The organism is Roseomonas sp. SRI_022 (assembly GCF_057586215.1).
Genome location: NZ_JBYCZL010000005.1, coordinates 24,809 through 50,271, shown reverse-complemented (window position 1 = coordinate 50,271; position 25,463 = coordinate 24,809). Strand labels below are relative to the sequence as shown.

Sequence of the window (25,463 nt, the reverse complement as noted above, 5' to 3'; positions counted from 1 at the left end):
TCTCCAGGGGCAATAGGGGCCGGGAATGTCGCGCGGGGCGGCGCCGGCGTCCAGCGCCGCCCCTGGATCGTTACGCCCCTTGCAGGGCGGCCCGCATCTTGGCCGGCGTGAAGGGCACGGACCGCAGCCGCACGCCGGTCGCGTCGAAGATCGCGTTGGTGACGGCCGAGGGCACGATCGCCGCCGCTGGTTCACCCGCACCCCAGGGGCGTTCGGCAGGGCGGTCGATCAGGTCGATCACGATCTCCGGGACCTCGGGGAAGGTGATGACCTGGTAGGAGCCCCAGTCGCGGCTCGTCACCGTCGAACGGTCGAAGGTCAGCTCCTCCTTCAGCGTACGGGACAGGGTGTGGATGATGTTCCCTTCGACCTGCGCCTTCACGCCGTCGGGATTGATCATCTGTCCGCAATCATGGGTGCAGAAGAAGCGCGTGACGCGGATGTCGCCGGTGCGGCGGTTCACCTCGACCTCCGCCACCGCGGCGACATAGGTGCGGACGAGTTCATACTTCACATAGGACACGCCGCGGCCGCGCAGGATCTCGCCGGTACGCTCGCGCTGCGGTGACGGCCGCGTCTGCCAGTTGGCGAGGCGCGCGCAGCGTTCCAGCACTTCCCGTCCGCGCGGGTCGTCGGCGGCGATGAGGCGCAGTCGATACTCCACCGGGTCGGCGCCGGCGAGCGCGGCGCATTCGTCGAGGAACGCCTCATTTGAATAAGTGTTCTGCATCCGCCCCGGCGTGCGGATCCAGGATGGCCGGAACGGCGTGTTGTCCAGCCGGTGGCAGGTCGTCTTGATCGACGGGAATGTGTAGGGCAACGCGAGATTGTGAATGATGTTGCCGGGGTGGATCTGGTTCTCCCGCGGCAATCCGCCCAGTTCCGCGGCCGTCAGATCGACATTGCCGCCCGCACCCTTGGGAATGAATGCATCGGCCTGCCATCCCACAATGTTGCCCTGGGCGTCGAGGCCGGCGCGCAGATCCACCAGATGTGGCGGGCCTTTCGGGTCCCAGCCATGCTCGTCCTGGCGCATCCATTGCACGCGCACCGGCCGCCCGACCGCACGCGCCAGGAGTGCTGCATCGGCCGCCGCATCCTCATGCCCGTTGCGGCCGTAGCATCCCGCACCTTCCATGTAGATGCAGCGGACCTGCTCGACCGGCATGTCGAGCATCAGTCCGAGCTGCTTGCGCAGGTTATGTGTCGCCTGGCTCGCGCTCCAGGTCGTCAGCCTGCCGTCGCGGAATTCAGCGACCGCGCAGGACGGCCCCATCGAGGCGTGCGAATGGATCGCGAAGTCATAGGATGCCGAGATCCGGCGTGGCGCACCCTGGATCGCCGCGGCGGCGTCGCCGCGCTCGAGCGTCACTTGCACCTGCGCGACCGGGGTGGCGCGCACATGCTCCCAGATGCGCGCCTGGTCGGGCAGGCCGGCCCAGCTGGACCAGCGCACGCGGAGCTGCTGCGCGGCGCGGATCGCGGCCCACTCGGTTTCCGCCACCACGCCGACGAAGGCGCCCTGGTGCACCACGCGCACCACGCCGGGAATGTCGCGGATGCTTGCCTCATCCACCGCTTCGGCCGTCGCGCCCATCGCGGGTGGGCGCACCGGGCGGCCATGCAGCATGTTGGGCAGGCGGAAATCATGGACGTACTGGAAGCGCCCGAAGACCTTCTCCGGGATATCGACGCGCGGCGCGCTGCGCCCGACGATGCGCCGCGCCTCAGGCGGCTTGATCGGCGCGTTGGTATCGACCTTCAGCGTGAAGGCGCGACCACCGACGAGTTCAGCATAGGACACGCCGCGCCCGCCGCCGCTGACGCCGCCATCGGCCACCTGCAACGACGCCGCCGCGACGCCGAGCCGTGCGGCGGCCATGTTCAGCAACTCGCGCCGCGCCGTCGCGCAGGCCGCGCGCAATGCCACGCCGCCATTCTGGATCGACAGCGAGCCATAGGTCGGCCCCTGGTCCGGCGTCAGCGCCGTGTCGCCCTCGACGACGCGGATGCGTGCCATCGGCACGTCGAGTTCCTCGGCGGCGATCTGCATGAAGCCGGTGCGCACGCCGGTGCCGAGATCGACCTTGCCGATATAGACCGTGACACCGCCCTGCGCATCGATGGACAGGAAGGCGGCGACCTCGTCGCCGGCGACGGGCTTCTCCGTCCAGGCGGCGGCACCCTTCGGGCGCAACCCGATCGAGAAGGCCACCATCATGGCCCCACCGACCGTGAGCAGGGCGCGGCGGTTCGTGATCGCGTTCATGGCACCCCTCCCTTCAACCGCGCGAGGCGCGCATGACGGCCGCGACGACACGCGGATGCGTGCCGCAGCGACAGATGTTATTGGCGAGCGCGTCGCGCACCTGCGCCTCGGTCGGGCGTGGCGTCTTCGCGAGGAAGGCCGCGCTCTCCATGATCATGCCATTGGCGCAGTAGCCGCACTGCACCGCCTGCTCGGCGATGAAGGCGGCCTGCAAAGGATGCGGGCGATCCGGCGTGCCGAGGCCTTCCAGCGTCACGATCGTCTTGCCCGCCGCATCGGCGACCGGCACCTGGCAGGACCGCACGGCCTCCCCGTTCACATGTACGGTGCAGGCGCCGCATTGGCTGAGCCCGCAGCCGTAATGCGGTCCGGTCAGACCGAGATCATTGCGCAGCGCATAGAGCAGCGGCATCTGCGGGTCGTCGACGGTGACGGTCGCGGCGCGGCCATTCACCGTCATGGCGACGGTCTGGGTCATCGGCGTCCTCCCATGCGGCCGGCCTTTGCCGGCCTTGTTCCCTGGGAAAGACTTGGCCGCTCCACGCCGGCGCGCAACCCGAAATCTGTCGGCGATCCGCGCCGCAGCGCAGCATCGCCTGCGGTTGGTTTGACACGCCCTGGGCACGGGTCGGCGTCATCGGCTGCCGCGACGTCACGCACCTCGCCGATCGGGCGGCCGTCGCGGCAAGGCGGCACCGCGCCATGTTGGAACAATACGTCCGGCGAGGGTCGCCGCGATCACCCGCAAAGGGGGCGGGGCAGAAAGTCGGTCAGCGCCCCGGCTGTGCCGGCGCCGCCGCGCGCGCCGGCACCGGCGTGTTGGACAGGCGTTGCCGATGCCCGCGACGCGGCGCATCGCCCCGCCCATCCTGCAGCATCACCGCAGTGCCGATCTGCACCGACCCCAGCGTCAGCCCGCTGAAGAACCACAGCAGGGCGATCACCGGGAAGCCGCCATGCTTCAGGATCAGCTGGCCCGCGCCGCCCGGATCGGCCCAGAGCACCGCCCCCACGAACACTGTGGCGAGGCCGAAGCCCACCAGCCCATGCAGGACCATGAAGCGGACGGCGACGGGAATGCGGTGCGGGGACATCGGCGGTCTCCTTCTGCATTCGAAGATAGGCAGGTTCGCCCCCGTTGCAAACCTGCCTCAGCCGCCCTTCACACCCCCGGCCGTCAACCCCGCCACGATCTGCTTCTGTGCCAGCAGCGTCAGCAGCAGCACCGGGGCGGTCACCAGCAATGCCGCGGCCGACAGCGGCCCCCAGGAGATCTGCTCGAAGGTCAGCATGTTGTTGACCGCGACCGGCAGCGTCCGGCTCTCCCGCCCCGCCAGCACCATGGCGAAGATGAAGTTGTTCCAGGAGAAGATGAAGGCGAGGATCGTCGCGACCGTGATCCCCGGCTTGGCCAGTGGCATCGCCACATGGCGAAAGGCCTGCCAGATCGTGGCGCCATCGACCAGGGCGGCTTCCTCCAGTTCTGGCGGCAGGCCCTCGAAGAAGCCCATCATGATCCACACCACGATGGGCACGGTGATGACCAGGTGGGTGATGACGATCGGCACCAGCGTGCCGGTCAGCCCGATCCACTGGAACAGCAGGAACAGCGGGATCAGGTAGGACAGGCCCGGCGTGATGCGCGCGATCAGGATCACCACCGCCGCCTTGGTCGCCTTCATCTTGGCGATGCCATAGCCCGCCGGCACGCCGAACAGGATGGCGAGGCCCGTCGCAGAGAAGGAGACGATGATCGAGTTGATCGCGTATTTCAGGAAGTTGTTGCGCTCGAACACCTGCACGAAATTGTCGATAATCGGCGGGTTCGGGATGAAGATCGGCGGATAGTCGGTGTTGTCGAGCTCGGTCTTGAGCGATAGCGACAGCATCCACAGGAAGACTGTGATGGCAGGTGCCACCAGCATCAATACGCCGAAGCCGAAGCCGATATCCCCGGCGATACGCTTGACCTTGCGCATCACGCGTCCTTCACCCGCGCACGGGTCCACAGCAGCACCATCGCCAGCATGATGATGATGGTGAAGAAGACGACCACCACGGCGCTGGCGTAGCCCAGGTTGTAGTAAGCGAAGGCCTGCAGATAGAGGAAGATGTTGATCGTCTCGCTCGCCGTGCCGGGCCCGCCCTGGGTGATGACGTAGATGGTGTCGAACGCCTTCAGCGCATCGATGGTGCGGATGATCAGCGCCACCACCAGGAAGGGTGCCAACAGCGGCAGGGTGATGTGCCAGAAGGCTTGGAACGGCGTCGCCCCGTCGATCTTCGCCGCCTCATACGGATCGATGGGCAGCGAGGCGAGACCGCCGAGCAGGATCAGCATCACCAGCGGCGTCCAGTGCCAGACCTCGACCATCACCAGCGTCGGAATGACGGTGTCGGGCGCATAGACCCACATGGACGGCGGCAGCCCGACCTGCTGCAGCAGCCAGTTCAGCACGCCGAGCTGCGGGTGGAACATCATCGTCCAGACCAACGCGACGGCGACGGGTGTCGCCATCATCGGCAGGATGAAGATGGTCCGCGCCAGCCCCCGCAGCGGGAACTTCCGCGCGAAGGCAAGTGCCGCCAACAGCCCGAGCACCATCGGGATCACCACCGACAGCGCCGTGAAGTACAGCGTGCGCACGATCGACAGCAGGAAGCGTTCATCGGTGACGAGCTTGGCGTAGTTGGCGGACCCCACCCATTCCCGCGCGCCGCCGAGCTTGAAGTCGTGCATCGACATGTACACGGTGAAGACCCAGGGGAAGACGATGGTGCCGAGCACCACCGCCCCGCAGGGCACCACGAACCACCAGTAGCGGCGGGCGTAGTTGTTCCGGCGGCGGGGTGTCGTCCCCGTCGCCGCGCCGTCCAGCGTGGTCGTGCTGCCTGCCATCGCCTCAGCTCTCGCGTTCGGATTGTTCGAGGATGGGGCGGAATGCCTCCGTCGCGCGGCGCAGCTCCGTCGCGACATCGGCGCCGCCGATGGTGCTGGTCAACGCCGCGCCGATCGTGTCACGGAACTCGGTGACCGGCACGATCTCCGGCAGGCCGGGGCGGCTGATCCGCGCGCTCTCGATCAGCGTGTTGAAGAATTCGCGCGAGAAGCGAGACTGGCTGATCGCCTCCTCGTTCCGGTAGGCCGAGGTGCGCGCCGGCGAACCGGCCCCCGAGGTCAGGTAGCGCAGCTGATTCTGCTTGCCCGACGCCCATTGCAGATACAGCCAAGCCGCACCCTTCTTGCGGGATGCCTCGGCGATGCCGAAGGCGGTGCCGAACATGGCGCAGTGGTGATGCGCCGGACCACGCGGCACGACGGCGTAGCCGACCTTGCCGGCGACGCGGGACCGGGTGCGGTCCTCGAGCGGCGCGGCGAAGCCGACGCCATCCAGCCAGAAGGCGGCGCGACCCTGCATGAAGGTCGTCTGGCTCTCATTCCAGTTGAAGCCGGACACGCCCGGCGGGGAGCAGTCGCGCAGCAGCTTCTTGTAGAACTCGCCCGCCCAGATCGCATCCGGTGAGTCGCTGATCAGCCGGCGCTGCGCGTCGAGGAAGTCGCGCTGCTGCGTCCCCAGCAGGAAGGACGAATACAGCACGACATTCGCGTTGCGCAGCCCGCGCCCGACATTGCCGTAGATCTGGCGGGAGGCATCGTTCAGCCGCCGCGCGCTTTCATACATCTCGTCGAAGGTCTGCGGGGCGCGGATGTTCTTCGCCTCCAGCAATTCCTTGTTGTAGTAAAGGATGAAGTAGTCCGTGAACTCCGGCAGCGTATCCATCCGCCCATCGGCCTGGGTGGAGTAGGCGACCGCGCCTTCCCCGAAATCGGCGAAGTCGAAATCCGGCGCGGTGATGGTCGGGTCGGCCATCAGCGCCTTGATGTCGGTGCACCAGCGCGCCTTGCCGACCTGGCGCTTGTTCACATGCAGGCTGATGCCGACGACGTCGAAGGACGGACGGCCCGAGGCGAATTCGATCGCGAACTTCTGGCGGTGCTGCTGCTCGGGGATCTGCTCGGCGCCGACGCGGATGCCGGTCAGGTCCTCGAACTCGCGCTGGTTCTGGATCAGGATGGTGCTGCGCGGATTGGAGGTCAGGCTGACCTCGATCCGCTCGCCGGAGAAGCGCTTCCAGTCGAAGGCCGACTGGGCATTGGCTTGGCGCACGATCGGCGGTGCGGCCAACAGGCCGGCGCCGGCCGAAAGCGCCGTGCGGCGTGTGATCCCACGGGTCATGTCATTCCCTCCGCAAATGCGACGGGTCGGCGCCCGCCTTGATTGGGCGCGGATGTTCGGCCCGAAGCGGGAGTCCGCGCAAGTCGGGACTAGATGGCCTCGCGCCGCAGCGCGTCCAGCACGGCCGCGTCGGTGATCGGCGCGGTATCCCAGGGTGGCGCCGGCGGCGGGTCGAGCGTCTCGAACACCGTGGACAATTCGATCGCTCCGGTCTCCGCCGGCCGCGGGTATGGCGTTGGGTCCGCCGCGCCAGCAACCTTGGGCTTGCCGATGGCAACGAAGAAATCCTCGAGCCCCGCCGGCACCAGCATCCACAGCATGCGGTAGGGCCCGCCGCCATCATTGATGAAGCCGTGGCGCGCATGGGGTGGCGCGACCATGAAGGTGCCGGCCGTGATTCGCCGCACCACGCCGTCCAGCCGCGCCAGCGCCTGCCCCTCGATGATCCAGAAGATCTCGGTCTGGGCGGGATGGGCGTGCTCGCGAATCTTGCCGAGCGGGGGCAGCTCCTGCAGCCCCGCCGAGAAACCCGCGGGCGCCCCGGGCAACCGCGGCGTGGCCAGCAGTTCGATCCAGCCATTGGCTGGCTGGGGCTGCCAGTGCTGTTCCCCCTGCCCGGGTGGGACCACCAGCACGCCGGCCATCAATGCATCCTCGGTGCTTTGAGGAAGGCGGTGCGGTCGGCCGAGACGACGTTGATCTCCCGCGACCCGCGCGAACGGCCGAGCTTCAGCTTCACCGTCGACCCGGCCGTGCCGCAGGCCCAGACGGCGCGCCACATCTCGGCGAGGTCGGTCACCACGGCGCCATCCACCGACAGCACCCGGTCCCCGCTGCGCACGCCGTGATTCTCCGCCGGCCCGCCAGGGGCGAGGGAGGCGATCGCCACCCCCTCCTCATCCTCGGTCGCATAGAGGCCGAGCCAGGGCCGTGCCGGGCGGTTGACCCGCCCAAGGGTCACGAGGTCGTTCAGCACCGGCGACAGGCGATGCACCGGCACCACCATGTTGAGGTCGAGCCGCCGCCCTTCCTCCCCCTGCTGCAACACCAGGGATCCGATGCCCACCAGCTTGCCGTCCGGCCCGATCAGCCCGGCCCCGCCCCAGGACGGGTGCGCCGGGGCGGTGAACAGCGCGTCCTCGATCAGGTATTCCCAGTAGCCGGCGAAGGGCTGGCGCGCGACCAGCTTGCCGCTGATCGTGTGGGCGCGCCCGCCGCCCGCCGCCAGCATGACCGGCGCGCCGATCCGCAACGCCTCGCTGTCGCCGAGTTCGATCGGCGCCACGCCGAGCCGCCCCAGCGCCTGCACCAGGCCGAAGCCCGTTTCCTGGTCCACCGCCAGCGTGTGCCCCGGAACCACGCGGCCATCCGCCGTGGTGATCCAGATCGCCTCCGCCTCGGTCACCAGGTAGCCGATGGTCAGGACCAACCCGTCGCGGATGACGACGCCGCTGCCCTCCCGCTCGGTGCCCAGGGCGCGAGAGGTGAAGGCATCAGCCGGGACGTGGCTGCGCAGCGTCACGACCCGCGCCAGGGCGTCATCGATGTTGAAGGACCATTCCGAAGGGTCGGGCTGAAGGTGCTCTGGAATGTCCAACTCGTCCTTGCTCATGCCTTGTCCGCCGGCGCCCCGCTGCGATTGCGGCCTCGGTTCTAGCACGGTCCGGCGCGCGCATGGCACCCCGGCCGGCGGAGGGCAGGCCGGTCACGTCTTGCGGACGTTCCAGAAGGTCGGGAAGCCCTTCTGCACGCCGGTGACATTGGCGCGATAGGCGATGGGCTGCAGGTACTGGCCAAGGGGGATCGAGGGCACATCGACCATGCACTGGACCTGCATCTGGCGGCAGATCTCCTGCTGGGCGGCGAGTGTGGGTGCCTCAAACCAGGCCTCGCGCAGTTCCTCGAGCCGCGGGCTGACGCACCAGCCGGGCCAGCCGGCGCGGTCGTTGCCGTTGCCGCGGATGGCGTAGTGGTTGGCCGGGTCCATGTGGTCCACGCCCTCCCAGCCAGTGTTGAAGCAGGACCAGCCGCCCTGGTCGACCGGGCCGCGGTTGTTGCGCCGGGACAGCATGGTGCCCCAATCCGTCGCGACATAGTCCACGTTCATGCCGATGCGTGACATGACGTCGGCCATGACCTCCCCGATCGCCTTGAACTGGGCGTAGTCCACGGCGGCGAGCAGTGCGACCTTCTCATTCGCGTAGCCCGCCTGCTTCAGCATGTCCTTGACCTTGTTCAGGTCCCGCGGCCCGCGCAGCGGCTCGAGCCCCGCCTCGCTCGCCATCGGCGTGTTCGGGCAGAAGACGCCGTGCGGCACGTGGTACATGGCGCTGTCGTCGCCGACGATCGACTGCATGAAGTCCGCCTGGCTGAAGGCGTGCAGCATTGCGCGGCGGATTGCCGGATTGTTGAAGGGCGGCTGCAGGTGATTGGGCCGCATCATGTCGACCGAGCCGGTGTGGTTCGTGACCTCGATCTTCACCTGGCGGTTCCGGCGCAGCAGCGGCAGCAGGTCATGGGTCGGGTTCTCCCACCAGTCCTGCTCGCCCTGCGCGAGGGCCGCGACCTTGGTCGCGGCGTCCGGGATCGTTGTCCATTCCACCCGATCGAGGAAGACGCGCTTCGGCCCCGCATTCCATTCCGCCGGCCCGTCCTCGCGCGGGACATAACGGTCGAACTTCGCGTAGACATTCCGCGAGCCCGCCACGCGCTCATTCGCGAGGAATCGGAACGGCCCGCTGCCGACCATCTCGGTGATCTGCGTGAAGGGGTCGGTGTTGGCGAGCCGTTCGGGCATCATCGCCGGCATCGGCGAGGTCACCTTGCCGAGCGCCGCGGGCAGCAGCGGGAAGGGCCGCTTGAGCACGAAGCGGATGGTGCGGTCGTCGGGCGCGCTCAGCTCATCGGTGCGCTCCATCAGCGCGCCGCCAAGCGCGTCGCGCTTCGCCCAGCGCCGGATGGAGGCGACGCAGTCGCGCGCCGTCACGCGTTCCCCGTCATGCCACAGCAGCCCGGGGCGCAGCGTCAGGTTCCACAGCTTGCCATCGTTCTCGACGGTATGGCCCTGCACCATCTGCGGGTGCGGATTGAAGGAGGCGTCCGACCCGTAGAGCATGTCGAACACCATGTGCCCGTGGCCGCGCGTCACATAGGCGGTGGTGAAGTGCGGATCGAGGAAGGCCAGGTCGATCTGCGGGATGAAGCGCAGGACATTGGTGCCCTGCGCCATCGCGAGCCTGGGCGCGGCAAAGCCCGCACCCGTAAGTGCAAGAACGGAACGACGACTGACAGACATGCGGCCTCCTTGTGGTGGTCGGCGACTGGCCAATTCTCCCTGCCCCGCAACGCTAGCAGCGGGCCGCACAGCCCGCACGCGAAAGCGATGCGGGTGTGGTTTCGCCCTTTCGCGCGCCTGCGCTACCATTCCAAAGGATGGAAAGCGTTCCTCAAGAAATGGCCGCCGGGCTGCGTGCGATGGGGCTGCTCGCCCCGGACGCGCATGCGCGCGGGCTGCCGCTGGCCGGTGGCGTCTCCTCCGACATCTGGCGCGTCGTGCTGCCCGATGGCCGGGAGGTCTGCATCAAGCGCGCCCTGGCGAAGCTGAAGGTCGCGGCGGATTGGCGCGCCCCGGTCGTGCGCAATCGCTACGAGGCGCGCTGGCTCGCCCGCGCGGCGGAGGCAGCACCCGGTTCCGCCCCCGCCCTGCTCGGCCAGGACGAGGCGACGGGCACGCTGGTCATGGAATGGCTGACGCCCGACCAGCACCCCGTCTGGAAGGTGCGCCTGCACGAAGGCCATGCCGATCCGGCCTTCGCGGCCGAGGTCGGCCGGCGCATCGCGCGCATCCACGCTTTCGCGGCGGCGCGGCCGGGGCTCGCCTCGGATTTCCCAACTGACTCGCTGTTCCACGCCATCCGGCTCGAGCCCTATCTGATCGCGACGGGGCGCGCGCATCCGGACCTCGCGCCCACGCTGGAAGGCCTCGCCGCGCGCACGGCGGCGACGAAGCTGACCCTGGTGCATGGCGATGTCAGCCCGAAGAACATCCTGGTCGGGCCGGGTGGGCCGATCTTCCTCGATGCCGAATGCGCCTGGTGGGGCGACCCGGCCTTCGATCTCGCCTTCTGCCTGAACCACCTGCTGCTGAAATGCCTGTGGACGCCCGAAGCGGCGCCCCGCTTCCTACATGGCTTCGAGGTGCTGGCCACCGCCTACCTCGCCGGCGTGGCGTGGGAAGCGCCGGCGGCGCTGGAAGCGCGCGCTGCCTCCCTGCTGCCAGGGCTGTTCCTGGCGCGCGTGGACGGCAAGAGCCCGGTCGAGTACCTGACCGAGGAGAAGGACAAGGACCGCGTGCGCCGCGTGGCGCGCGCGCTGCTGGCCTGCCCGCCCGACCGGTTGCGCGCGGTGCGGCTCGCCTGGGGGGAAGAGATCGGCGCATGAGTTCCACCATCATTGAATCCGTGCGCGGCCGCCGCGTCTGGGACAGCCGCGGCCGCCCGACGGTCGAAGCCGAGGTGCGGCTGGCCGGCGGCGCGCGCGGCATCGCCATCGCCCCGGCTGGTGCGAGCACGGGCAGCGGCGAGGCGCTCGACCGCCGCGACGGTGGCACCGCCTTCGGCGGGTATGACGTGAAGGGCGCGGTCGCCTCGGTGAATGAGGAGATCGCGCCGCGTGTCACCCGCATGGATGCCGCCGACCAGGCGAGGCTGGATGCGGCGCTGATCGCGCTCGACGGTACGCCGAACAAGTCGCGGCTCGGCGCCAATGCGACGCTCGCCGTATCGATGGCCGCAGCCCATGCGGCGGCCCATGCCAACGGGATGCTGCTGTGGAAGCATCTCGGCGGCGATGACGCCACGCTGCTGCCGCTGCCGCAGATCCAGATCCTCGGCGGCGGCGCGCATGCGGGCCGCCGCGTGGACATCCAGGACTTCCTGGTGATCTGCCCGGCCGCGACGAGTTTCGCGGAGGCGCTGGACTGGACCGCCGAGGTCTATCGTGCCGCCGGCGGCATCATGAAGGATCGCGGCCTACTGCAAGGTGTCGCTGATGAAGGCGGCTGGTGGCCCGCCTTCACCGCCAACGAGCAGGCGCTGGAAACGCTGGTCGCAGCTATCGAGCGCGCCGGCTTCAAGCCAGGATCGCAGGTCGCAATCGCGCTCGACATCGCTGCGACCGATTTCGGCAAGGGCGGGCGCTATCGGCTCGGCCTCGAAGGGCGCGAACTGGATACCGATGGCATGATCCGCATGCTGCTCGGCTGGATCGACGCCTATCCGATCGCCTCCATCGAGGATCCGCTCGCCGAGGACGATGCCGCCGGCTTCGCCGCCTTCACCAAGGAAGTCGGCCACCGCGTGCAAGTGGTCGGCGACGACTTCCTGGTGACCGACGCCACGCGCGTGCGTGAAGCCGCGCGCAACGGCGCGGCCAACACCGTGCTGATCAAGCCGAACCAGCGCGGCACGCTGACCGAGACCAAGGCGGCGTGGGAGGCGGCGAAGGAAGTCGGCTATGCTGGCATCGTCTCCGCGCGGTCCGGCGAGACGGAGGATGTCACCATCGTCCATCTCGCCCTCGGCTGGGGCGTCGGGCAGTTGAAGGTCGGGTCCTTCGCGCGATCCGAACGCATGGCGAAGTGGAACGAGGCGCTGCGGATCGAGGAAGGTCTCGGGACCCGCGCGCGCTTCGCCGGCGGTGCGGTGCTCGGACGGTCGCGCCGGTGATGTGGCGCATTTATCACTTTAGGCTTTTAGGACTTTATTTGGCCCGCCCGGCTCGGCCCGGTCGCGGCCATGGTATTGATTTTATTCCTATAGCCCGGCAGGGCCTCCGAAATCAAGGCCGCGCTCCATGAAGGTGCTGCTGCACTACACGGCCGGGCCTGGCCTCATCGCGCGGCTGGGCGCCCTGCCCGGGCTCGACCTGTCGGTTTGCCCCGAGGCCGATGACGCCGCCCTTGCCGCCGCGCTGCCCGGGACCGAGGTGATCTGGCACGTCCTGAAGCCGCTCACCGCCGCACATATCGCAGCCGCGCCGAATCTCCGGCTGATCCAGAAGATCGGTGTCGGGGTGAACACCATCGATCTCGACGCGGCGCGCGCCCGTGGCATCGCCGTGTGCAACCTGCCCGGTACCAATTCCCGCGCGGTGGCGGAACTGACGCTGCTGCTGATGCTCGGTGCGCTGCGCCGCGTCTCGCATTTCGACGTGGAGACGCGCGCCGGCCGCGGCTGGGCGCAGCCGCCGGTGCTCCAGGACAATCTGTTCGAACTCGGCGGGCGCACCGTGGGGCTGGTCGGCTACGGCGCCATCCCCGCGCTGCTGGCGCCGGTGCTGGCCGCGCTCGGTTGCCGGCTGCTCTACACGGCGCGCGCACCGAAGCCGGACGCGGCTGGCGACTTCCGCTCGCTGCATGACCTGCTCGCAGAATCGGACGTCGTCTCCCTGCACATCCCCGAGACGCCGGAAACACGCGGGCTGATCGATGCCGACGCCATCGCGCGGATGAGGAAGGGCGCTGTGCTGGTGAACACCGCGCGCGGCGGGCTGGTGGACCAGGCGGCGCTGGCCGAGGCACTGCGCGCCGGCCATCTCGGGGCGGCGGGGCTCGATGTCTTCGCGCAGGAACCGGCCGATGCGTCCGACCCACTGTTCGCGCTGCCCAATGTGGTGGTCACGCCGCATGTCGGCTGGCTGACGGCCGGCACCTTCGACCGGTCCTTCGCCATCGCGGCGGAGAATGTAAGAAGGCTCGGCGCGGGTGAAGCTCTGCTGCACCGGGTGGCGTGAGCGAGATTTGTCGGGTTTCGGGCGCCCGCGCCGGGTCTTTGTTGTGCCTCAAGCGCCGGCGTGCGCATCCGCGCACTTGGCTTGCGCGCCCTGCACTGTCGCGTTGGGCACGGCGGGCGGGATGGGCGCGGTCGCGCTTCGCGCTCGCCGATCGCGGCACAGCCGCGATCCGATGAGGTCGTGGCCGCCTTTAGCTGTCGCGCCATGGTGCCCTGCGCCGGGCTCTATTTTGTCCCCGGCGCCGGCGTGCGCATCCGCGCACTTGGCTTACGCGCCCTGCCCTGTCGCGTTGGGCACGACGGGCAGGATGGGCGCGGTCGCGCTTCGCGCTCGCGGATCGCGGCACAGCCGCGATCCGATGAGGTGGCGGCCGCTGTGATGCCGCCTCGTCCATGACCCAGGCCCCTGCCCCAGTCTCCGAGATCGCGCGGCTGTCCGCGCCGACCATCCTCGTCACCTTCGTCCAGGCCGCGGCCCAGACCGGCGAGGCGGCGCTGATCGGCCGGCTCGGCACCGATGCGCTGGCCGGCTACGCGCTGGTGCTGCCGCTGCTGATGCTGATGAACATGACCTCGGGCGGGGCGATGGGCGGCGGCGTGGCCTCGGCGCTGGCGCGCTCGATCGGCGCCGGGCGAATGGAGGAAGCGGCCGCGCTGGTGACGCATGCCGCGGTGATTGCAATCGCCATGGGGCTGCTGACGACGGGCCTCGCCCTCGGCTTCGGGCCGATGCTGTTCCGCGCGGTGGGCGGGACGGGGCCGGCGCTCGACCACGCACTGTCCTATGCCGGCATCCTGTTCGGCGGCGCGGTGCTGGTGTGGCTCGCCAACATCCTGGGTGCTGCGCTGCGCGGTGCGGGCCGGATGCGCGCACCCGCCGCAATCATGACCGTGACCTGGGTGCTGGAGGCACCTTTGTCCGGCGTGCTGATGCTGGTGCTCGGCTGGGGCCTGCCGGGTGCGGCGATCGCCTATCTGACCGCTTACGCGGTCGCGACGGTGGCGATGCTGGTGGTCATCGCGCGCGGCGGCGCCGGCTTCGCGCCGCGCTTCGGTGCGCCGCTGCGCTGGGCGCTGTTCCACCGCATCCTGTCGGTCGGCGTCGTCGCGACCGTGATGGCGACGATCGCCAACCTGACCGTGGTGCTGATGACGGCGCTGATCGCCGCCCATGGCACGGCGGCGATTGCGGCCTATGGCGTCGGCGTGCGGCTGGAATTTCTCATCATCCCGCTCGGCTTCGGGGTTGGCGTGGCGTTGACCTCCCTGGTCGGGCGGCGGGTCGGCGCGGGGGATTGGGCCTCGGCCCGGGCGACAGCCTGGCGCGGCGGGCTGTTCGCCGGCGGGGCGGCGGGGGTGATCGGGCTGGCGGCGGCGATCTTCCCGCATCCGCTGGCACGACTCTTCGCCTCCGACCCCGCGGTGCAGGACGCGATCGTGCTGTATCTGCGCTGGGTCTGCCCGTCCTTCGGGCCGTTCGGCCTGGGGATGGCGCTGTATTTCGCGTCCCAGGGCGCGGGGCGGATGCGCGGGCCCTTCGCGGCATCGGTGTCGCGGCTGGGTTTCGCCGTGGGTGGCGGGTGGTTGCTGGCCGCCTTCACCACCACCGGGTTGACCGGCGCCTTCGCGGCGGTCGCGATGGCGCTGGTGGCCTACGGGCTGCTGGTGGCGGTGTCGGTGCGGCCGGGGGTGTGGCGGTAGCGGCGTGGCCCGTCAGCGGCCGTGCTCATGCCGATGGTGCAGGTCCGGGTAGTGTGGGTGCCGGTGCACCATCGGCTCGTGCCGGTGCCAATGGGTATGGGGTTCGCCGGGCGGCGCGTCCGGCCCGTGTTCGTGCCGATGATGCTCGTCATGCGAATGCCGGTGCTCGTGCTCCAGCGCCTCATGCCGATGCTCATGGTCGTGCCGCTCGGACAGGTGCAGCCAAAGCCCGATCCCCATCAGAACCGCCGCGATGAGAAGCCGCGCCGAGGCCGGCTCGCCGAGCATCAGCACCGCCACCGCGGCGCCGACGAAGGGGGCGAGCGAGAAATACGCCCCGGTGCGCGCGGTGCCGAGATGGCGCAGCCCCAGCACGAACAGCACAAGGCTGACGCCATAGCCGAGGAAGCCGACCACCCCGGCCGCCAGCATGGCGCCGATGGGCGGGATGGCCGCCCCCTGCGCCAGCGCCAGGGCAAGGTTGACCGCGCCCGCGACCAGCCCTTTCAGCATGGCGATCTGCACTGGATCGGCCGAGGAGAGCTTGCGCGTCAGGTTGTTGTCGAGCCCCCAGCACAGGCAGGCCCCGGCGATCAGCAGGGCGCCGGTGTCGAGCGACGCGCTGCCCTGCCAGGACAGCGTAGCCGCGCCGGCCAGGATCGCCGCGGCGCCGGCCAGCAGCCGCCGGTCCACATTCTCGCGGAAGGCCAGCCAGGCGATCGCCATCGTCGCCAGCCCCTCCAGGTTGAGCAGGAGGGAGGCACTGGCAGCGCTGGTGCGGGCCAGCCCGAACATGAGCAACAGCGGCCCGCCCACACCGCCCGCGAGGATCACCAGGCCAAGCCAGGGCAGGTCCGAACGGCGCAGCGGCGCCTCGGCGACAGGCAGCCGCAGGGCGGCGCGCGAGGCGTGGAAGGCGGCGAGCCCACCCCCCGCCGCGAGATAAAGCAGCCCGGCCATCATCCAGGGATCGACGGCGCCGAGCAGGAGCTTCGCGAAGGGCGTGCTGGCGCCGAACAGCACCGCGGAAAGCAGCGCCAGGGTTATGCCGCTGTGCATCATGTGCGGAGCCTATCCCGTCCCGGTGCCGGCGGGGCAGGCGCGATGCGGGAATGGTTTCCCTGCCCGGCTCGGCCGCTTAAAACCCCGCCATGCCACACGACCTGATCAAGACGTCCCGAGACGGCGTCATCGCCACCGTCCTCATCGACCGGGCGGAGAAGCGCAACTGCCTCGACCTGCCGATGTGGATCGCGCTGGGGGAGGCGCTCTCGGCGCTATCCGCCGACGAATCCCTGCGCGCGGTGATCATCCGTGGCGCCGGGGAGGAAGCCTTCTGCGCCGGCGCGGACATCTCCGCCTTCGCCCATGAACGCGGCACGCCGGATCGCGAGGCGATCTACGGGCGCGAGCTGCACGGCGCCTTCCATGCCATCCGCACCTGCCTGCACCCCACCATCGCCGCCTGTTCCGGCTGGACCATGGGCGGGGGCTGCGGCATCGCGACCATGTGCGACTTCCGCATTGGGTCCGAAGCGACGCGGATCGGCATTCCCGCGCGCAACCTCGGCATCTTCTACGCCTATGAGGAGATCGACCCGATCATGCAGTCGGTCGGCTATGCCGTGACCGCCGAGATCCTGATCGAGGGCCGCGTCTTCACCGGGCGCGAGGCGCAGGAGAAGGGCCTGCTGTCCCGCCTGGTCGCGGACGGGTCCGTGCACGCGGAAGCGCAGGCCCTGGCGGTGCGCATCGCGCAGGGCTCGCCGCTGTCGGCCCGCTTCCACAAGCGCGCCATGCAGCAGCTGCGCGGTGAATTGCCCATCACAGAGCAGGACCGCGTGCGCGAAGGCTCCTTCGCCTTCACCGAGGACTTCCGCAACGCCGCCCGTGCCTTCATGGAAAAGCGCAAGCCGGTCTTCGAGGGGCGCTGACGGCCCGGCCGGCGCCATGCCGGCCGGGTGAACGGCACCACTAGATCGGGCAGACCCCGCCGGCGCAGGCGAGATGCGCCATGTCCAGCGCCTCATGCAGCGCGGGGTCGCGGATGGCGGCGACGATGGCCTGGAACTCGGCTTCCGTGACTTCCTCCTCCGGCAGGTATTCGTAGCCGAGGGCGGAGTCGGGCGCGGAAGGCAGCACCGCGCAGCAGCGCACATTCGGCTGATGCGTCAGCAGCATGTCGCGAAAGGCGTCGAGGTCGTGCCGGTCGGTATAGACCTTGAGCGTGTAGGAGATCTGGTTGCCGCGCTCCGCCCCGATCCAGTGGCGTTCCATCAGCGACAGCCAGCGATACTGGTCCTCGGGGCTCGCTTCCGGCGCGGTCTTCAGCCGGTCGCCGAGGCCGAGGCGCTGGATCAGCGGCAGCGTCGGGAAGCCAACGATCGACATGCCGGGGAAGGAGCGCAGCGTGCGCACCGGATAGCCGCGGGCTTCGTAGTCGGCGAGCAGCGGATCGGAATCCGCAAGCCAGTTGCCGGATTCACCCCTGGTGCCCTTGAACTGCACCCAGCGCAGATACTGGCGTCGGGCGGGCAGATGCGCGCCCTCGGTCAGGCCGAACAGCTTCGATGTCGTCCCGGCCGGCTTCACCGTCGTCACTGTGAAGGGGCGCGCGCGGCCGAGCTCGTCGGCATAGGCGTCCGCCTCCTCCTTCGCCGCGTCGGAGAAGCGGGACAGCGCCTCCCAGAAGGGTGCCGACTTCGCCTCGTCGAGCAGGTCGTCGAAGTCGAGGCCGAAGCGCGCCCAGGCCCATTCGTGCAGCCCCGTCGGGCCGATGCCCATGCGGTTGGTGCGGCGGACTTCCTCACCGTAGAGCGCGTCCATGGAATTGGCGCGCATCAGGAAGCGCACGCCGAGGCGAACGGCGTCCTCCACGCGGTCATCCCATTCGGTCGCCATCGCGTCGGGCATGATGCCGGGCGGCACCGTCGCGGGATCGACCGGGCAGGCCAGCAGCGGCGCGAAATCGGCGATGACGCAGTAGCCGCCGGTGACGTGAAGGACGATCTCGCCACAGGGGTTCGTCGTGCAGGGGAAATGCGCCTCCGCCGCGCGGGCGGACAGGTCCGCCAGAAGCGCGGCGGCATGGTCCACCTGGTAGCGGGCGGATCGCACGTCGCGGCCGTCATGATGCACGGGCTTCTCCCGCGCGCGGCCGGTGCGGTGGTCCTCCAGCATGTCGCCATTGATGAAGCCAGGCTCGCCATTGACGAAGGCGCAACGGGTGACTTCCTCGAAGACCTCGAGCGCGCGCTTGTCGTCGGCGCGCACCGAACCGGCACGCGCCGCCTGCACGCCGCGCCAGAAGGCAGCATCGACCATCACCGAGTTGTTCGCCGTCCACAGCCCGCCCTCGGACTTGGCACGGATGAAGCGGATGATGCCGGGGTCGCGCCAGTTCTTCGTCGCCATGCGGGCGGCGCGGCGGGCGCCGCCGACCTGCACCTCGACCGACAGGTGGTGGTCCACCAGCATCGCCTGTTCCCAGGGGTCCGGCAGGCGGGCGTCGCGGGCGGGTTCGATGACGTCGCGGCGGATCGCCATGACGGCGCGCATCAGCGACAGCGGGCCGGAGGCCGGGCGCCCCTGCATGCCGCCGATCGCCGCACCGCGCGGGCGGATGGCGGAGAAGTCGAGCAGCAGCGTGCGGTCCGTATCACCGGCGAAGGCCATGCTCTCGATGCGCTCGATGGCCTTGGCCCAGCCTTCGCGGCTGTCCTCGATGATGAGGTGGATGGCATCGGCCGGGGCGGCATCGACCCATTCGCGGTCGATGAAGGCGCGGATCGCCGCTTCGTCCGTATCCGCCTCGGCCGCGCCCCAGGGCAGCAGGCCGAATTCGCTGCCGAAGCGATGCAGCGCGGCGCGGTCGCGCGGATAGTCGGCGTGGTCGCACGACAGGCGCAGCAGCACGCGCGGCGCGCGCGCCCAATCCACCGCCATCAGCGCGTCGTCATAGGCGCGCCCGACGCCGGACCCGTTCAGCAGCAGGTAGAATTTGGTGAAGGAGGCGATGGCCGTCGCGCAGTTGGTGAAGACCTCCATGTTGCGGCTGGCCTGCTGCGCATCCCCATGCTGCAGGTGGCGGCCGGAGGTGATCAGCGCGCCGGTGGCGATGGCGTTGCGCAGGCGATCGCGCTCAATGCGGTCGCGCGCGGTGGGCGGCCGGCCGAGCAGCGACATGTTGCCCTCGGCAACGCGATCGGCGACGCGGCCGAAGCATTCGGCATCCTCGGGGCGGAAGACGGTGCGGCGGGCGACGGCGACGCCCATGCCGGGATCGAGCGGACGGGGCGTGGCCTTGGCCTCCCCGAAGGTGCCGCCGGGCAGCGGCCGCACGACCCCGTTCGGTGCCAGACGGGCACCGGCCTGCATTCCATCCATCTGGATCTTTCCCCTTCCGACGCGCCGCCTCCTCGCGGCGATTCGACAGGGAAAGTGGTATCAGGAATACGATTTCCTGACTACCACATATTGTGCCCCGAAGGCTCTTGACCCGCTAGTTCTGGATTTTCCGCGGGGCCGGGGAGTCGCCCCAGGCCCCGCGGCGAGTCGTCAGCCGCGCACCAGCGGACAGCCGCCTTCGCTGATCGGGCGGAAGGCGTCCTCGGCCGGGACGGTGGCCTTCAGATGATAGAAATCCCAGGGGCCGCGGCTTTCCTCCGGCTTCTTCACCTGGAACAGGTACGCGGGGTGGATCTTCCGCCCGTCCTCGCGCACGCGGCCGGGACCGAAGGCGTCGTCATCGGTCGGCATGCGCTTCATGACGGTCACGACTTCGAGCCCGCTCGCCTTCGCCCGCGGCACGCCCACTTCCATCACCGCCTTGAGGTAGTGGATGACGCAGGAATAGGTCCCCGCATGCTCCTGCCCCGGCATGTTGTCCGGCGTGCGGCGCAGGATGCGCTGCGCCACGGCGCGGGTGCGGTCGTTGAGGTCGTGGTAGAACACTTCCGACAGCAACATGCCCTGCGACGCTTCGAGGCCGATCGCCTTGATGTCCTGCACGAACATGATCATGCCCGCGAGCTGCGCGCCGCGCCGCGTCAGGCCGAATTCATGCGCCTGCTTCACGCAGTTCACCATGTCCGCCGCCGCCATGGCGAGCCCGACCACCTTCGCCCGCGACGCCTGCGCCTGCAGCAGGAAGGAGGAGAAGTCGGCCGTGCCCGGGAAGGGATAGCGCGCGGAGCCCAGCACCCGCCCGCCGGCCTTGGTCACGAATTCGCCGACATCGCGTTCGAGCTGGTGGCCGAAGGCATAATCCGCCGTGATCATGTACCAGGTGTTGCCGCCCGCACGCACCGAGGCACCGCCCACGACGTTCGAGAACATCCAGGTGTCGTAGGTCCACTGGATGGTGTTCGCCGTGCATTGCGGCCCGGTCAGCGCCGAGGACGCCGCGCCCGAGGCGAGCTGCACCTTGTCCTTGTCCTTCACCAGGTTCGCGACGGCGAGCGCGATGGCCGAGTTGTTGGACTCGCAGATCATGTCCACGCCGTCCTGGTCGATCCAGCGCCGGGCGAGTGCCAGCGCCGCATCGGGGCGGTTCTGGTGGTCGCCCTGGATCACCTCCACCCGGATGCCGCGGCCGGCCATGCCCATGTCCTCGACGGCTTGCTGCGCGGCGGCGAGGCTGGTGGGCCCGGAGGTGGAGCGGTAGGGGCCGGAGAAATCGGCCAGCACGCCGATGCGGATCACCTGCTCGCGCGGCTGCTGCGCCCAGGCGCGGCCGGAAGTCAGGGTCGCGGCACCAGCAACGGCGCCCCCCGCCAGGATCTGGCGGCGGTTCACGATGGTCATGGTCTGGACGGCTCCCGATTGTCGTTCGAGGTTGCGGTCCATCCCGTTGCATGGGCCCGGCCCATGCGCAAGCGGGGCGCGCGGCATGCGGCCACGCGCCCGGCCGAATCGCGGTTCAGAAGCGGAAGTTCAGGCTGACGCCCGGTGCCGGCGCGTAATAGGCGGGCGGCGGCGGCGCGTAATAAACCGGCGGGGGCGGCGCGTAATAGACCGGCGGCGGCGGCCGGTAGTACCGCGGCGGGGGCGGCGCGTAATAGACCGGCGGCGGCGGCGCCCAGCCGTAGTAGCCGGGCCCGTAGCCACCCCGGCGCCAGCGGCCGCGACCACCCTCACCGCCTTCGCCCACCGGCAGCAACGCCGATTGGCGGGTTTCCGGCAACGCGAGGAACGGGTTGGCCCCGGCGCGCGCGAGCGTCACGCCGGCGCCGCCATCCGCACCATCGGCCATGATCGGGGCCACGCTTGGCATGGCGGCCTGCGCGACACCGCCAAGCGTCACATGGGCGACGCCAAGCAGGATGGCGCTGATCGTCACAGGTCGCATCGGGCCCTCCGGCTGCCATTCGCGTGGTGTTCATATTGGCATGACAGCGCGACATGGCAGAGTCATGGCGGGCGTAGACACCGCGAAGACACAACATCGGGAGAGCTTGGCGCATGGATCGCGGTGCCCCTCCGTTCAGTATCGTCTCGGCCACGCCCGGTGTCGCCTGGCCCGCATTGCCCGCCGCGCCGGGCGCGGCGCTGTTGGCGATCCTGTTCCAGCTGGAACAATCGCAATGGTGGTCCGAGGAACGGCTGCGGCAGATGCAGCGCCGCCAATTGTCTGCCCTGCTGGCCCACGCGCGGGACCAGGTGCCCTTCTACCGCGGCCGGCTGCCGCGCGACTGGCCGGACCCCGCCGATGGCGCGGCATGGGAAGCGGCCTGGCAGTCCCTGCCGGTGCTGCGGCGGGAGGAGATCCAGGCGGCGGACGCCAGCGAGACGATGCTCGCCGACGCGCTGCCCCAGGGGCATGGCGAGTACCGGGAGGTCTTCACCTCCGGCTCGACGGGCATGCCGATTCGGGCGGTGCGCAGCCAGCTCTGGGAACTGGTCTGGAGCGCCTTCACGATTCGCGACCACCTCTGGCACCGCCGCGACCTGACCGGAACGATGGCGGTGATCCGCGAGAGCGGCGCGGGCAAGGCCGCCTGGCCCGATGGCGACGCGCAGCAGGGCTGGGGCTTTTCCAGCGCCGGGCTGTTCGAGACTGGGCGCCTCGTCAGCCTGAACGTGACGACGCCGGTAGAACAGCAACTCGAATGGCTGGTGCGGCAGGACCCGGATTATGTGCTGTCGCATCCGAACATCCTCGCCCGGCTGGCGGCAGCATCGCGGGATGCCGGGGTGCGCCTGCCCCGGCTGCGTCAGGCGATCGCCATCGCCGAGATGCTGCGGCCGGACGCGCGGGACGTAATCGAGGCGGCCTGGCAGGTCCCGGTGATCGACATCTACAGCACGCGGGAGGCCGGCTATCTCGCACTGCAATGCCCCGACCACCCGCATTTCCACGTGCAGTCGGAAGGGCTGCGGGTGGAGGTCATCGGCGAAGACGGGCAGCCCTGCCGCCCCGGGGAGACCGGGCGGGTGCTGGTGACGCCGCTGCACAACCTCGCCATGCCGCTGATCCGCTACGACATCGGCGATGCGGCGGAGGTCGGGCCGCCCTGCCCCTGTGGCCGCGGGTTGCCCGTGCTGAGCCGCATCCTGGGCCGGCGGCAGAACATGCTGCGCCTGCCGGGCGGGGAACGGCGCTGGCCGCTGCTGTCCTCGGGCGACCTGTCGGGGCTGGTCGCGGCGGTGCCGCCGCTGCGCCAGTACCGCATCGCGCAGAAGGCGCTCGACCACCTGCATGTCTCACTCGCCGTGGTGCGGGCGCCGACCGCGGCGGAGGAGGACGCAGTCATCGCCTGGGCGCGGAAGAAGTTCGGCGCCGCCTTCCGCGTGACGGTCGAGGCGATGGCGGAACTGCCGCGCAGCGCGGCCGGGAAGTTCGAGGATTTCGTCTGCGACATGCCGGACGGGGGGTAGCCGGGGTTTCGCAGGCCGCGCACCCGCGCCATGATCCGGGTGCTCACCTCATTCGGGACTGCGACCATGGCGCTGCGCTGCGACCTCATCATCCGCGATGCGACGATCTTCGACGGGACGGGCGGGCCGCGCCGGCGTGGCGACGTCGGCGTGACGGGGGACCGCATCGTCGGCGTGGGCGACCTTGGTGGCGCCTCGGCGGATCGGGAGGTGATGGCGAATGGCCGCGCCCTCGCGCCAGGTTTCATCGATGCGCATACCCATGACGACCGCGCGGTGATGTGCGGGCCGGAATGCATGACCTGCAAGATCAGCCAGGGCGTGACCACGGTCGTCGTCGGCAATTGCGGCGTATCGCTGTCGCCCGCGCGGTTCAAGCGCGTGCCGCCGCCGCCGCTCGACCTGATCGGGGAGGACGGGTGGTGGCGCTTCGACAGCTTCGGCGACTACGCGCATGAGCTGAAGAAGCGCGGGTCGGAGGTGAACACCTACGCCCTGGTCGGCCACCAGACCATGCGCGTGGAGGCAATGGATGGCGACGTGATGCGCGTCGCCAAGGATTCCGAGATCGAGCACATGCGCCTGCGGGTGAAGAACTCGTTGGCCGAGGGCGCGTCCGGCTTCTCGACGGGCCTCTACTACCCGCCCAACATGCATGCGACGACCGAGGAGGTGATCGCGGTGGCCGAGCCGCTGCGCACCTTCGGTGGCATCTACGTCACCCATATGCGCGACGAGGCGGACCGCGTGCTGGCCTCGATCGAGGAGACGGCGAAGATCGGAAAGCGCGTCGGCGTGCCGGTCTGGGTCAGCCACCACAAATGCTCGATGCCGGAGAATTACGGGCGTTCGACGCAGACGCTGCCGCTGATCGATGCGATCAACCAGACGCAGGACATGTTCTTCGACATGTATCCCTATCCGGCCGGGTCCACCGTGCTGATGCCGGACCGCCTGCGCGACGACGTGAAAGTCATGATCACCTGGTCGATCCCGCATCCGGAGATGGCGGGGAAGTACCTGTCGGACATCGCGCGCGGCTGGAACACTGATATCCGCCAGGCGGCCCAGCGCCTGCTGCCTGCCGGCCAGGTCACCTGGCAGATGGATGAGGAGGATGTGCGGCGCATCATGGCGCATCCGTCCTCGGTGATCGGGTCGGACGGCATTCCGCATGACGCGCATCCGCATCCGCGGCTGTGGGGCACCTTCCCGCGCGTGCTGGGGCTCTATGCGCGGCAGTTGCGGCTGTTCAGCCTGGAGACCGCCATCCACAAGATGACGGGCCGCACCGCGAACCTGTTCGGCATGATCGATCGCGGCGAGATCCGCGAGGGGGCCTATGCCGACCTGGTGCTGTTCGATGCGGACACGGTGATCGACCGTGCGACCTTCGAGGAACCGAAGCAGGTCAGCGCGGGCATCGAGGAAGTCTGGGCGAACGGCGTCGTCACCTATGTCGCGGGCAAGGGCGCGACCGGGGAGAAGCCGGGGCGGCTTGTCACGCGCAACCGCGTGTGATTGCCGGCGCGGGCGAGCCAGGGTGACCGCGAACGCGCAATTGGCAGGTGCAATTGCGCACCGCACTGGCTACCGTTGCCGAAGATCAAATGAAGATGGCGTAGAACAATGGTGCGGCGTCTGGTCCGAGGCCTAGCCCGAAGGTTGTTTGCAACGCCGCCACCCGAAGCGCCACCCGACGCTTCACCAGCGAGCCGCATCATCGAGTTGCCGCCGGTACGACCAGCACCTGCGCCTGCCGACTTCATCGAACGTCAGGCCAATGCGCTCAGCATCGAAGGCATGATGTCTGATTTCTCGATGCAAGTCATGGATGCCGTCCTGGCGCATCAGGCGGCACGTGACGTGATGGGGCACATACTGGAGATCGGGGTCTGGAAGGGCCGCTCGGCATCGATCATGAGCGCCCATATCCGTTCAGGAGAGCGCTTCATCCTGTGCGACGTGAACCAGCTCCTGACGGAGGAGGTGCTCGGCAAGTTCTATGCCCGTCCCGAATTCGTTCAGGCCAGTTCCAAAGAGTTCGCTGCGCATTTCGATGTCGCGGCAATTCGCGGCTCCGTGCGATTCGCTCATGTCGACAGCGGCCATGGATACCGGGACACCCTGGCCGAGATGGCCCTCGTCGACGAGATCCTGGCACCGAACGGCGTAGTGTGCCTCGACGACTTCACGAACCTCAACTACTCGCAGATCCTGCCTGCGGTATTCAAGTATCTATACACCACGGACACGGACCTGACCTTCTTCCTGGTGACGAACGACAAGGGCTACCTGTGTCGCCGTCCGTGCTTTGAAGACTACGCGACCTTCGTGCTGCAACAGATCATCCAAGAGATGCGCCTGCGCGGCAACGCAGGCACCATGATCGCGCGTACCGACCTGGATCCGGAATATCGTCCCTTCTACCTCCGGCCACGTGAACCGGGCGAAACGGGCGACCACTACGGACTGGCCCTATACGCAGCGTGCTACGAGACGCCATAGCGTCGTCCGCACGGCGCAGGCTTCCGACACCATCGTGACGAGGCGACCCGTCGACCGCGCGGGCGAACGAAGCAGACC

General features: G+C 69.3%; 21 protein-coding genes. 8 read left to right on the top strand and 13 right to left on the bottom strand.

Annotated features, from left to right (window positions below; genetic code table 11):
• Positions 1-70 precede the first annotated feature (70 nt).
• From AC2YHJ_RS06345 to AC2YHJ_RS06305, 9 genes are all read right to left on the bottom strand, one after another.
• Positions 71-2,269 carry a xanthine dehydrogenase family protein molybdopterin-binding subunit gene (locus AC2YHJ_RS06345; protein ID WP_487394735.1) on the bottom strand — a complete coding sequence of 733 codons (2,199 nt, stop codon included), beginning with the start codon at positions 2,267-2,269 and terminating at the stop codon, positions 71-73.
• Positions 2,270-2,282: 13 nt separating this feature from the next.
• Complete coding sequence (locus tag AC2YHJ_RS06340) at positions 2,283-2,747, bottom strand: (2Fe-2S)-binding protein (protein WP_487394734.1); 465 nt, start codon at positions 2,745-2,747, stop codon at positions 2,283-2,285.
• 292 nt (positions 2,748-3,039) lie between these two features.
• A complete protein-coding gene (locus AC2YHJ_RS06335; protein WP_487394732.1) occupies positions 3,040-3,363 on the bottom strand; it encodes a hypothetical protein in 324 nt (107 codons plus the stop codon).
• A gap of 57 nt (positions 3,364-3,420) precedes the next feature.
• Positions 3,421-4,248: a carbohydrate ABC transporter permease gene (locus AC2YHJ_RS06330; protein WP_487394730.1), complete on the bottom strand. Its 828-nt coding sequence runs from the start codon at positions 4,246-4,248 to the stop codon at positions 3,421-3,423.
• Positions 4,248-5,168 carry a carbohydrate ABC transporter permease gene (locus AC2YHJ_RS06325; protein WP_487394728.1) on the bottom strand — a complete coding sequence of 307 codons (921 nt, stop codon included), beginning with the start codon at positions 5,166-5,168 and terminating at the stop codon, positions 4,248-4,250. Before AC2YHJ_RS06325 ends, AC2YHJ_RS06330 begins: the two co-directional genes overlap by 1 nt.
• Before the next feature lie 4 nt (positions 5,169-5,172).
• Entirely contained in the window at positions 5,173-6,507 is a 1,335-nt protein-coding gene (locus tag AC2YHJ_RS06320) for an extracellular solute-binding protein (protein WP_487394727.1), read from the bottom strand.
• A gap of 89 nt (positions 6,508-6,596) precedes the next feature.
• A complete protein-coding gene (locus AC2YHJ_RS06315) occupies positions 6,597-7,151 on the bottom strand; it encodes a cupin domain-containing protein (protein ID WP_487394726.1) in 555 nt (184 codons plus the stop codon).
• The gene (locus tag AC2YHJ_RS06310; protein ID WP_487394724.1) at positions 7,151-8,119 is read right to left on the bottom strand and encodes a S1C family serine protease; all 969 of its coding nucleotides are present in this window, start codon (positions 8,117-8,119) and stop codon (positions 7,151-7,153) included. The genes AC2YHJ_RS06315 and AC2YHJ_RS06310 overlap by 1 nt, the downstream gene beginning before the upstream one ends.
• 93 nt (positions 8,120-8,212) lie before the next feature.
• Complete coding sequence (locus AC2YHJ_RS06305) at positions 8,213-9,802, bottom strand: ABC transporter substrate-binding protein (protein WP_487394723.1); 1,590 nt, start codon at positions 9,800-9,802, stop codon at positions 8,213-8,215.
• Between the two features lie 158 nt (positions 9,803-9,960).
• Between AC2YHJ_RS06305 and AC2YHJ_RS06300 the strand changes: the two genes are divergently transcribed.
• The 4 genes from AC2YHJ_RS06300 (at position 9,961) to AC2YHJ_RS06285 (ending at position 14,999) form a co-directional block, all read left to right on the top strand.
• Positions 9,961-10,947, top strand: coding sequence for a phosphotransferase family protein (locus tag AC2YHJ_RS06300; protein WP_487394721.1), 987 nt, complete (start codon positions 9,961-9,963; stop codon positions 10,945-10,947).
• A complete protein-coding gene (gene eno, locus AC2YHJ_RS06295) occupies positions 10,944-12,233 on the top strand; it encodes a phosphopyruvate hydratase (RefSeq protein WP_487394720.1) in 1,290 nt (429 codons plus the stop codon). Before AC2YHJ_RS06300 ends, eno begins: the two co-directional genes overlap by 4 nt.
• Positions 12,234-12,360: 127 nt before the next feature.
• Complete coding sequence (locus AC2YHJ_RS06290; RefSeq protein ID WP_487394719.1) at positions 12,361-13,299, top strand: 2-hydroxyacid dehydrogenase; 939 nt, start codon at positions 12,361-12,363, stop codon at positions 13,297-13,299.
• A gap of 392 nt (positions 13,300-13,691) precedes the next feature.
• A complete protein-coding gene (locus tag AC2YHJ_RS06285) occupies positions 13,692-14,999 on the top strand; it encodes an MATE family efflux transporter (RefSeq protein WP_487394717.1) in 1,308 nt (435 codons plus the stop codon).
• A gap of 12 nt (positions 15,000-15,011) precedes the next feature.
• Here AC2YHJ_RS06285 and AC2YHJ_RS06280 read toward each other — a convergent pair whose 3' ends face one another.
• The gene (locus tag AC2YHJ_RS06280; RefSeq protein ID WP_487394715.1) at positions 15,012-16,061 is read right to left on the bottom strand and encodes a DMT family transporter; all 1,050 of its coding nucleotides are present in this window, start codon (positions 16,059-16,061) and stop codon (positions 15,012-15,014) included.
• An 89-nt stretch (positions 16,062-16,150) separates the two neighbouring features.
• On the opposite strand from AC2YHJ_RS06280, the gene AC2YHJ_RS06275 reads away from it, so the two are divergent.
• Positions 16,151-16,933 carry an enoyl-CoA hydratase/isomerase family protein gene (locus AC2YHJ_RS06275; RefSeq protein WP_487394714.1) on the top strand — a complete coding sequence of 261 codons (783 nt, stop codon included), beginning with the start codon at positions 16,151-16,153 and terminating at the stop codon, positions 16,931-16,933.
• A 40-nt stretch (positions 16,934-16,973) separates the two neighbouring features.
• On the opposite strand, the gene AC2YHJ_RS06270 is transcribed toward AC2YHJ_RS06275, so the two are convergent.
• The 3 genes from AC2YHJ_RS06270 to AC2YHJ_RS06260 all read right to left on the bottom strand — a co-directional run bounded on the left by AC2YHJ_RS06270 (position 16,974) and on the right by AC2YHJ_RS06260 (position 21,348).
• Positions 16,974-19,385, bottom strand: coding sequence for a recombinase (locus AC2YHJ_RS06270; RefSeq protein WP_487394713.1), 2,412 nt, complete (start codon positions 19,383-19,385; stop codon positions 16,974-16,976).
• Between the two features lie 171 nt (positions 19,386-19,556).
• Entirely contained in the window at positions 19,557-20,804 is a 1,248-nt protein-coding gene (locus tag AC2YHJ_RS06265; RefSeq protein WP_487394712.1) for an ABC transporter substrate-binding protein, read from the bottom strand.
• A gap of 115 nt (positions 20,805-20,919) precedes the next feature.
• Positions 20,920-21,348, bottom strand: a complete 429-nt coding sequence (locus tag AC2YHJ_RS06260) for a hypothetical protein (protein WP_487394710.1) — start codon at positions 21,346-21,348, stop codon at positions 20,920-20,922.
• Between the two features lie 113 nt (positions 21,349-21,461).
• Between AC2YHJ_RS06260 and AC2YHJ_RS06255 the strand changes: the two genes are divergently transcribed.
• The 3 genes from AC2YHJ_RS06255 to AC2YHJ_RS06245 all read left to right on the top strand — a co-directional run bounded on the left by AC2YHJ_RS06255 (position 21,462) and on the right by AC2YHJ_RS06245 (position 25,385).
• Positions 21,462-22,877 carry a phenylacetate--CoA ligase family protein gene (locus AC2YHJ_RS06255; RefSeq protein ID WP_487394709.1) on the top strand — a complete coding sequence of 472 codons (1,416 nt, stop codon included), beginning with the start codon at positions 21,462-21,464 and terminating at the stop codon, positions 22,875-22,877.
• Positions 22,878-22,943: 66 nt separating this feature from the next.
• A complete protein-coding gene (locus AC2YHJ_RS06250) occupies positions 22,944-24,398 on the top strand; it encodes an N-acyl-D-amino-acid deacylase family protein (protein ID WP_487394708.1) in 1,455 nt (484 codons plus the stop codon).
• A 108-nt stretch (positions 24,399-24,506) separates the two neighbouring features.
• A complete protein-coding gene (locus tag AC2YHJ_RS06245; protein WP_487394707.1) occupies positions 24,507-25,385 on the top strand; it encodes a class I SAM-dependent methyltransferase in 879 nt (292 codons plus the stop codon).
• Positions 25,386-25,463: the final 78 nt, after the last annotated feature.

Bases quoted from the DNA above. Each gene is read 5' to 3' on its own strand.
- AC2YHJ_RS06305 (WP_487394723.1), bottom strand. From the start codon at position 9,802: ATGTCTGTCAGTCGTCGTTCCGTTCTTGCACTTACGGGTGCGGGCTTT.
- AC2YHJ_RS06325 (WP_487394728.1), bottom strand. From the start codon at position 5,168: ATGGCAGGCAGCACGACCACGCTGGACGGCGCGGCGACGGGGACGACA.
- AC2YHJ_RS06255 (WP_487394709.1), top strand. From the start codon at position 21,462: ATGGATCGCGGTGCCCCTCCGTTCAGTATCGTCTCGGCCACGCCCGGT.
- AC2YHJ_RS06310 (WP_487394724.1), bottom strand. From the start codon at position 8,119: ATGAGCAAGGACGAGTTGGACATTCCAGAGCACCTTCAGCCCGACCCT.
- AC2YHJ_RS06285 (WP_487394717.1), top strand. From the start codon at position 13,692: ATGACCCAGGCCCCTGCCCCAGTCTCCGAGATCGCGCGGCTGTCCGCG.
- AC2YHJ_RS06340 (WP_487394734.1), bottom strand. From the start codon at position 2,747: ATGACCCAGACCGTCGCCATGACGGTGAATGGCCGCGCCGCGACCGTC.
- AC2YHJ_RS06315 (WP_487394726.1), bottom strand. From the start codon at position 7,151: ATGGCCGGCGTGCTGGTGGTCCCACCCGGGCAGGGGGAACAGCACTGG.
- AC2YHJ_RS06330 (WP_487394730.1), bottom strand. From the start codon at position 4,248: ATGCGCAAGGTCAAGCGTATCGCCGGGGATATCGGCTTCGGCTTCGGC.
- AC2YHJ_RS06335 (WP_487394732.1), bottom strand. From the start codon at position 3,363: ATGTCCCCGCACCGCATTCCCGTCGCCGTCCGCTTCATGGTCCTGCAT.
- AC2YHJ_RS06275 (WP_487394714.1), top strand. From the start codon at position 16,151: ATGCCACACGACCTGATCAAGACGTCCCGAGACGGCGTCATCGCCACC.
- AC2YHJ_RS06270 (WP_487394713.1), bottom strand. From the start codon at position 19,385: ATGGATGGAATGCAGGCCGGTGCCCGTCTGGCACCGAACGGGGTCGTG.
- AC2YHJ_RS06290 (WP_487394719.1), top strand. From the start codon at position 12,361: ATGAAGGTGCTGCTGCACTACACGGCCGGGCCTGGCCTCATCGCGCGG.
- AC2YHJ_RS06265 (WP_487394712.1), bottom strand. From the start codon at position 20,804: ATGACCATCGTGAACCGCCGCCAGATCCTGGCGGGGGGCGCCGTTGCT.
- AC2YHJ_RS06345 (WP_487394735.1), bottom strand. From the start codon at position 2,269: ATGAACGCGATCACGAACCGCCGCGCCCTGCTCACGGTCGGTGGGGCC.
- AC2YHJ_RS06260 (WP_487394710.1), bottom strand. From the start codon at position 21,348: ATGCGACCTGTGACGATCAGCGCCATCCTGCTTGGCGTCGCCCATGTG.
- AC2YHJ_RS06300 (WP_487394721.1), top strand. From the start codon at position 9,961: ATGGCCGCCGGGCTGCGTGCGATGGGGCTGCTCGCCCCGGACGCGCAT.
- AC2YHJ_RS06250 (WP_487394708.1), top strand. From the start codon at position 22,944: ATGGCGCTGCGCTGCGACCTCATCATCCGCGATGCGACGATCTTCGAC.
- AC2YHJ_RS06320 (WP_487394727.1), bottom strand. From the start codon at position 6,507: ATGACCCGTGGGATCACACGCCGCACGGCGCTTTCGGCCGGCGCCGGC.
- eno (WP_487394720.1), top strand. From the start codon at position 10,944: ATGAGTTCCACCATCATTGAATCCGTGCGCGGCCGCCGCGTCTGGGAC.
- AC2YHJ_RS06280 (WP_487394715.1), bottom strand. From the start codon at position 16,061: ATGATGCACAGCGGCATAACCCTGGCGCTGCTTTCCGCGGTGCTGTTC.
- AC2YHJ_RS06245 (WP_487394707.1), top strand. From the start codon at position 24,507: ATGGTGCGGCGTCTGGTCCGAGGCCTAGCCCGAAGGTTGTTTGCAACG.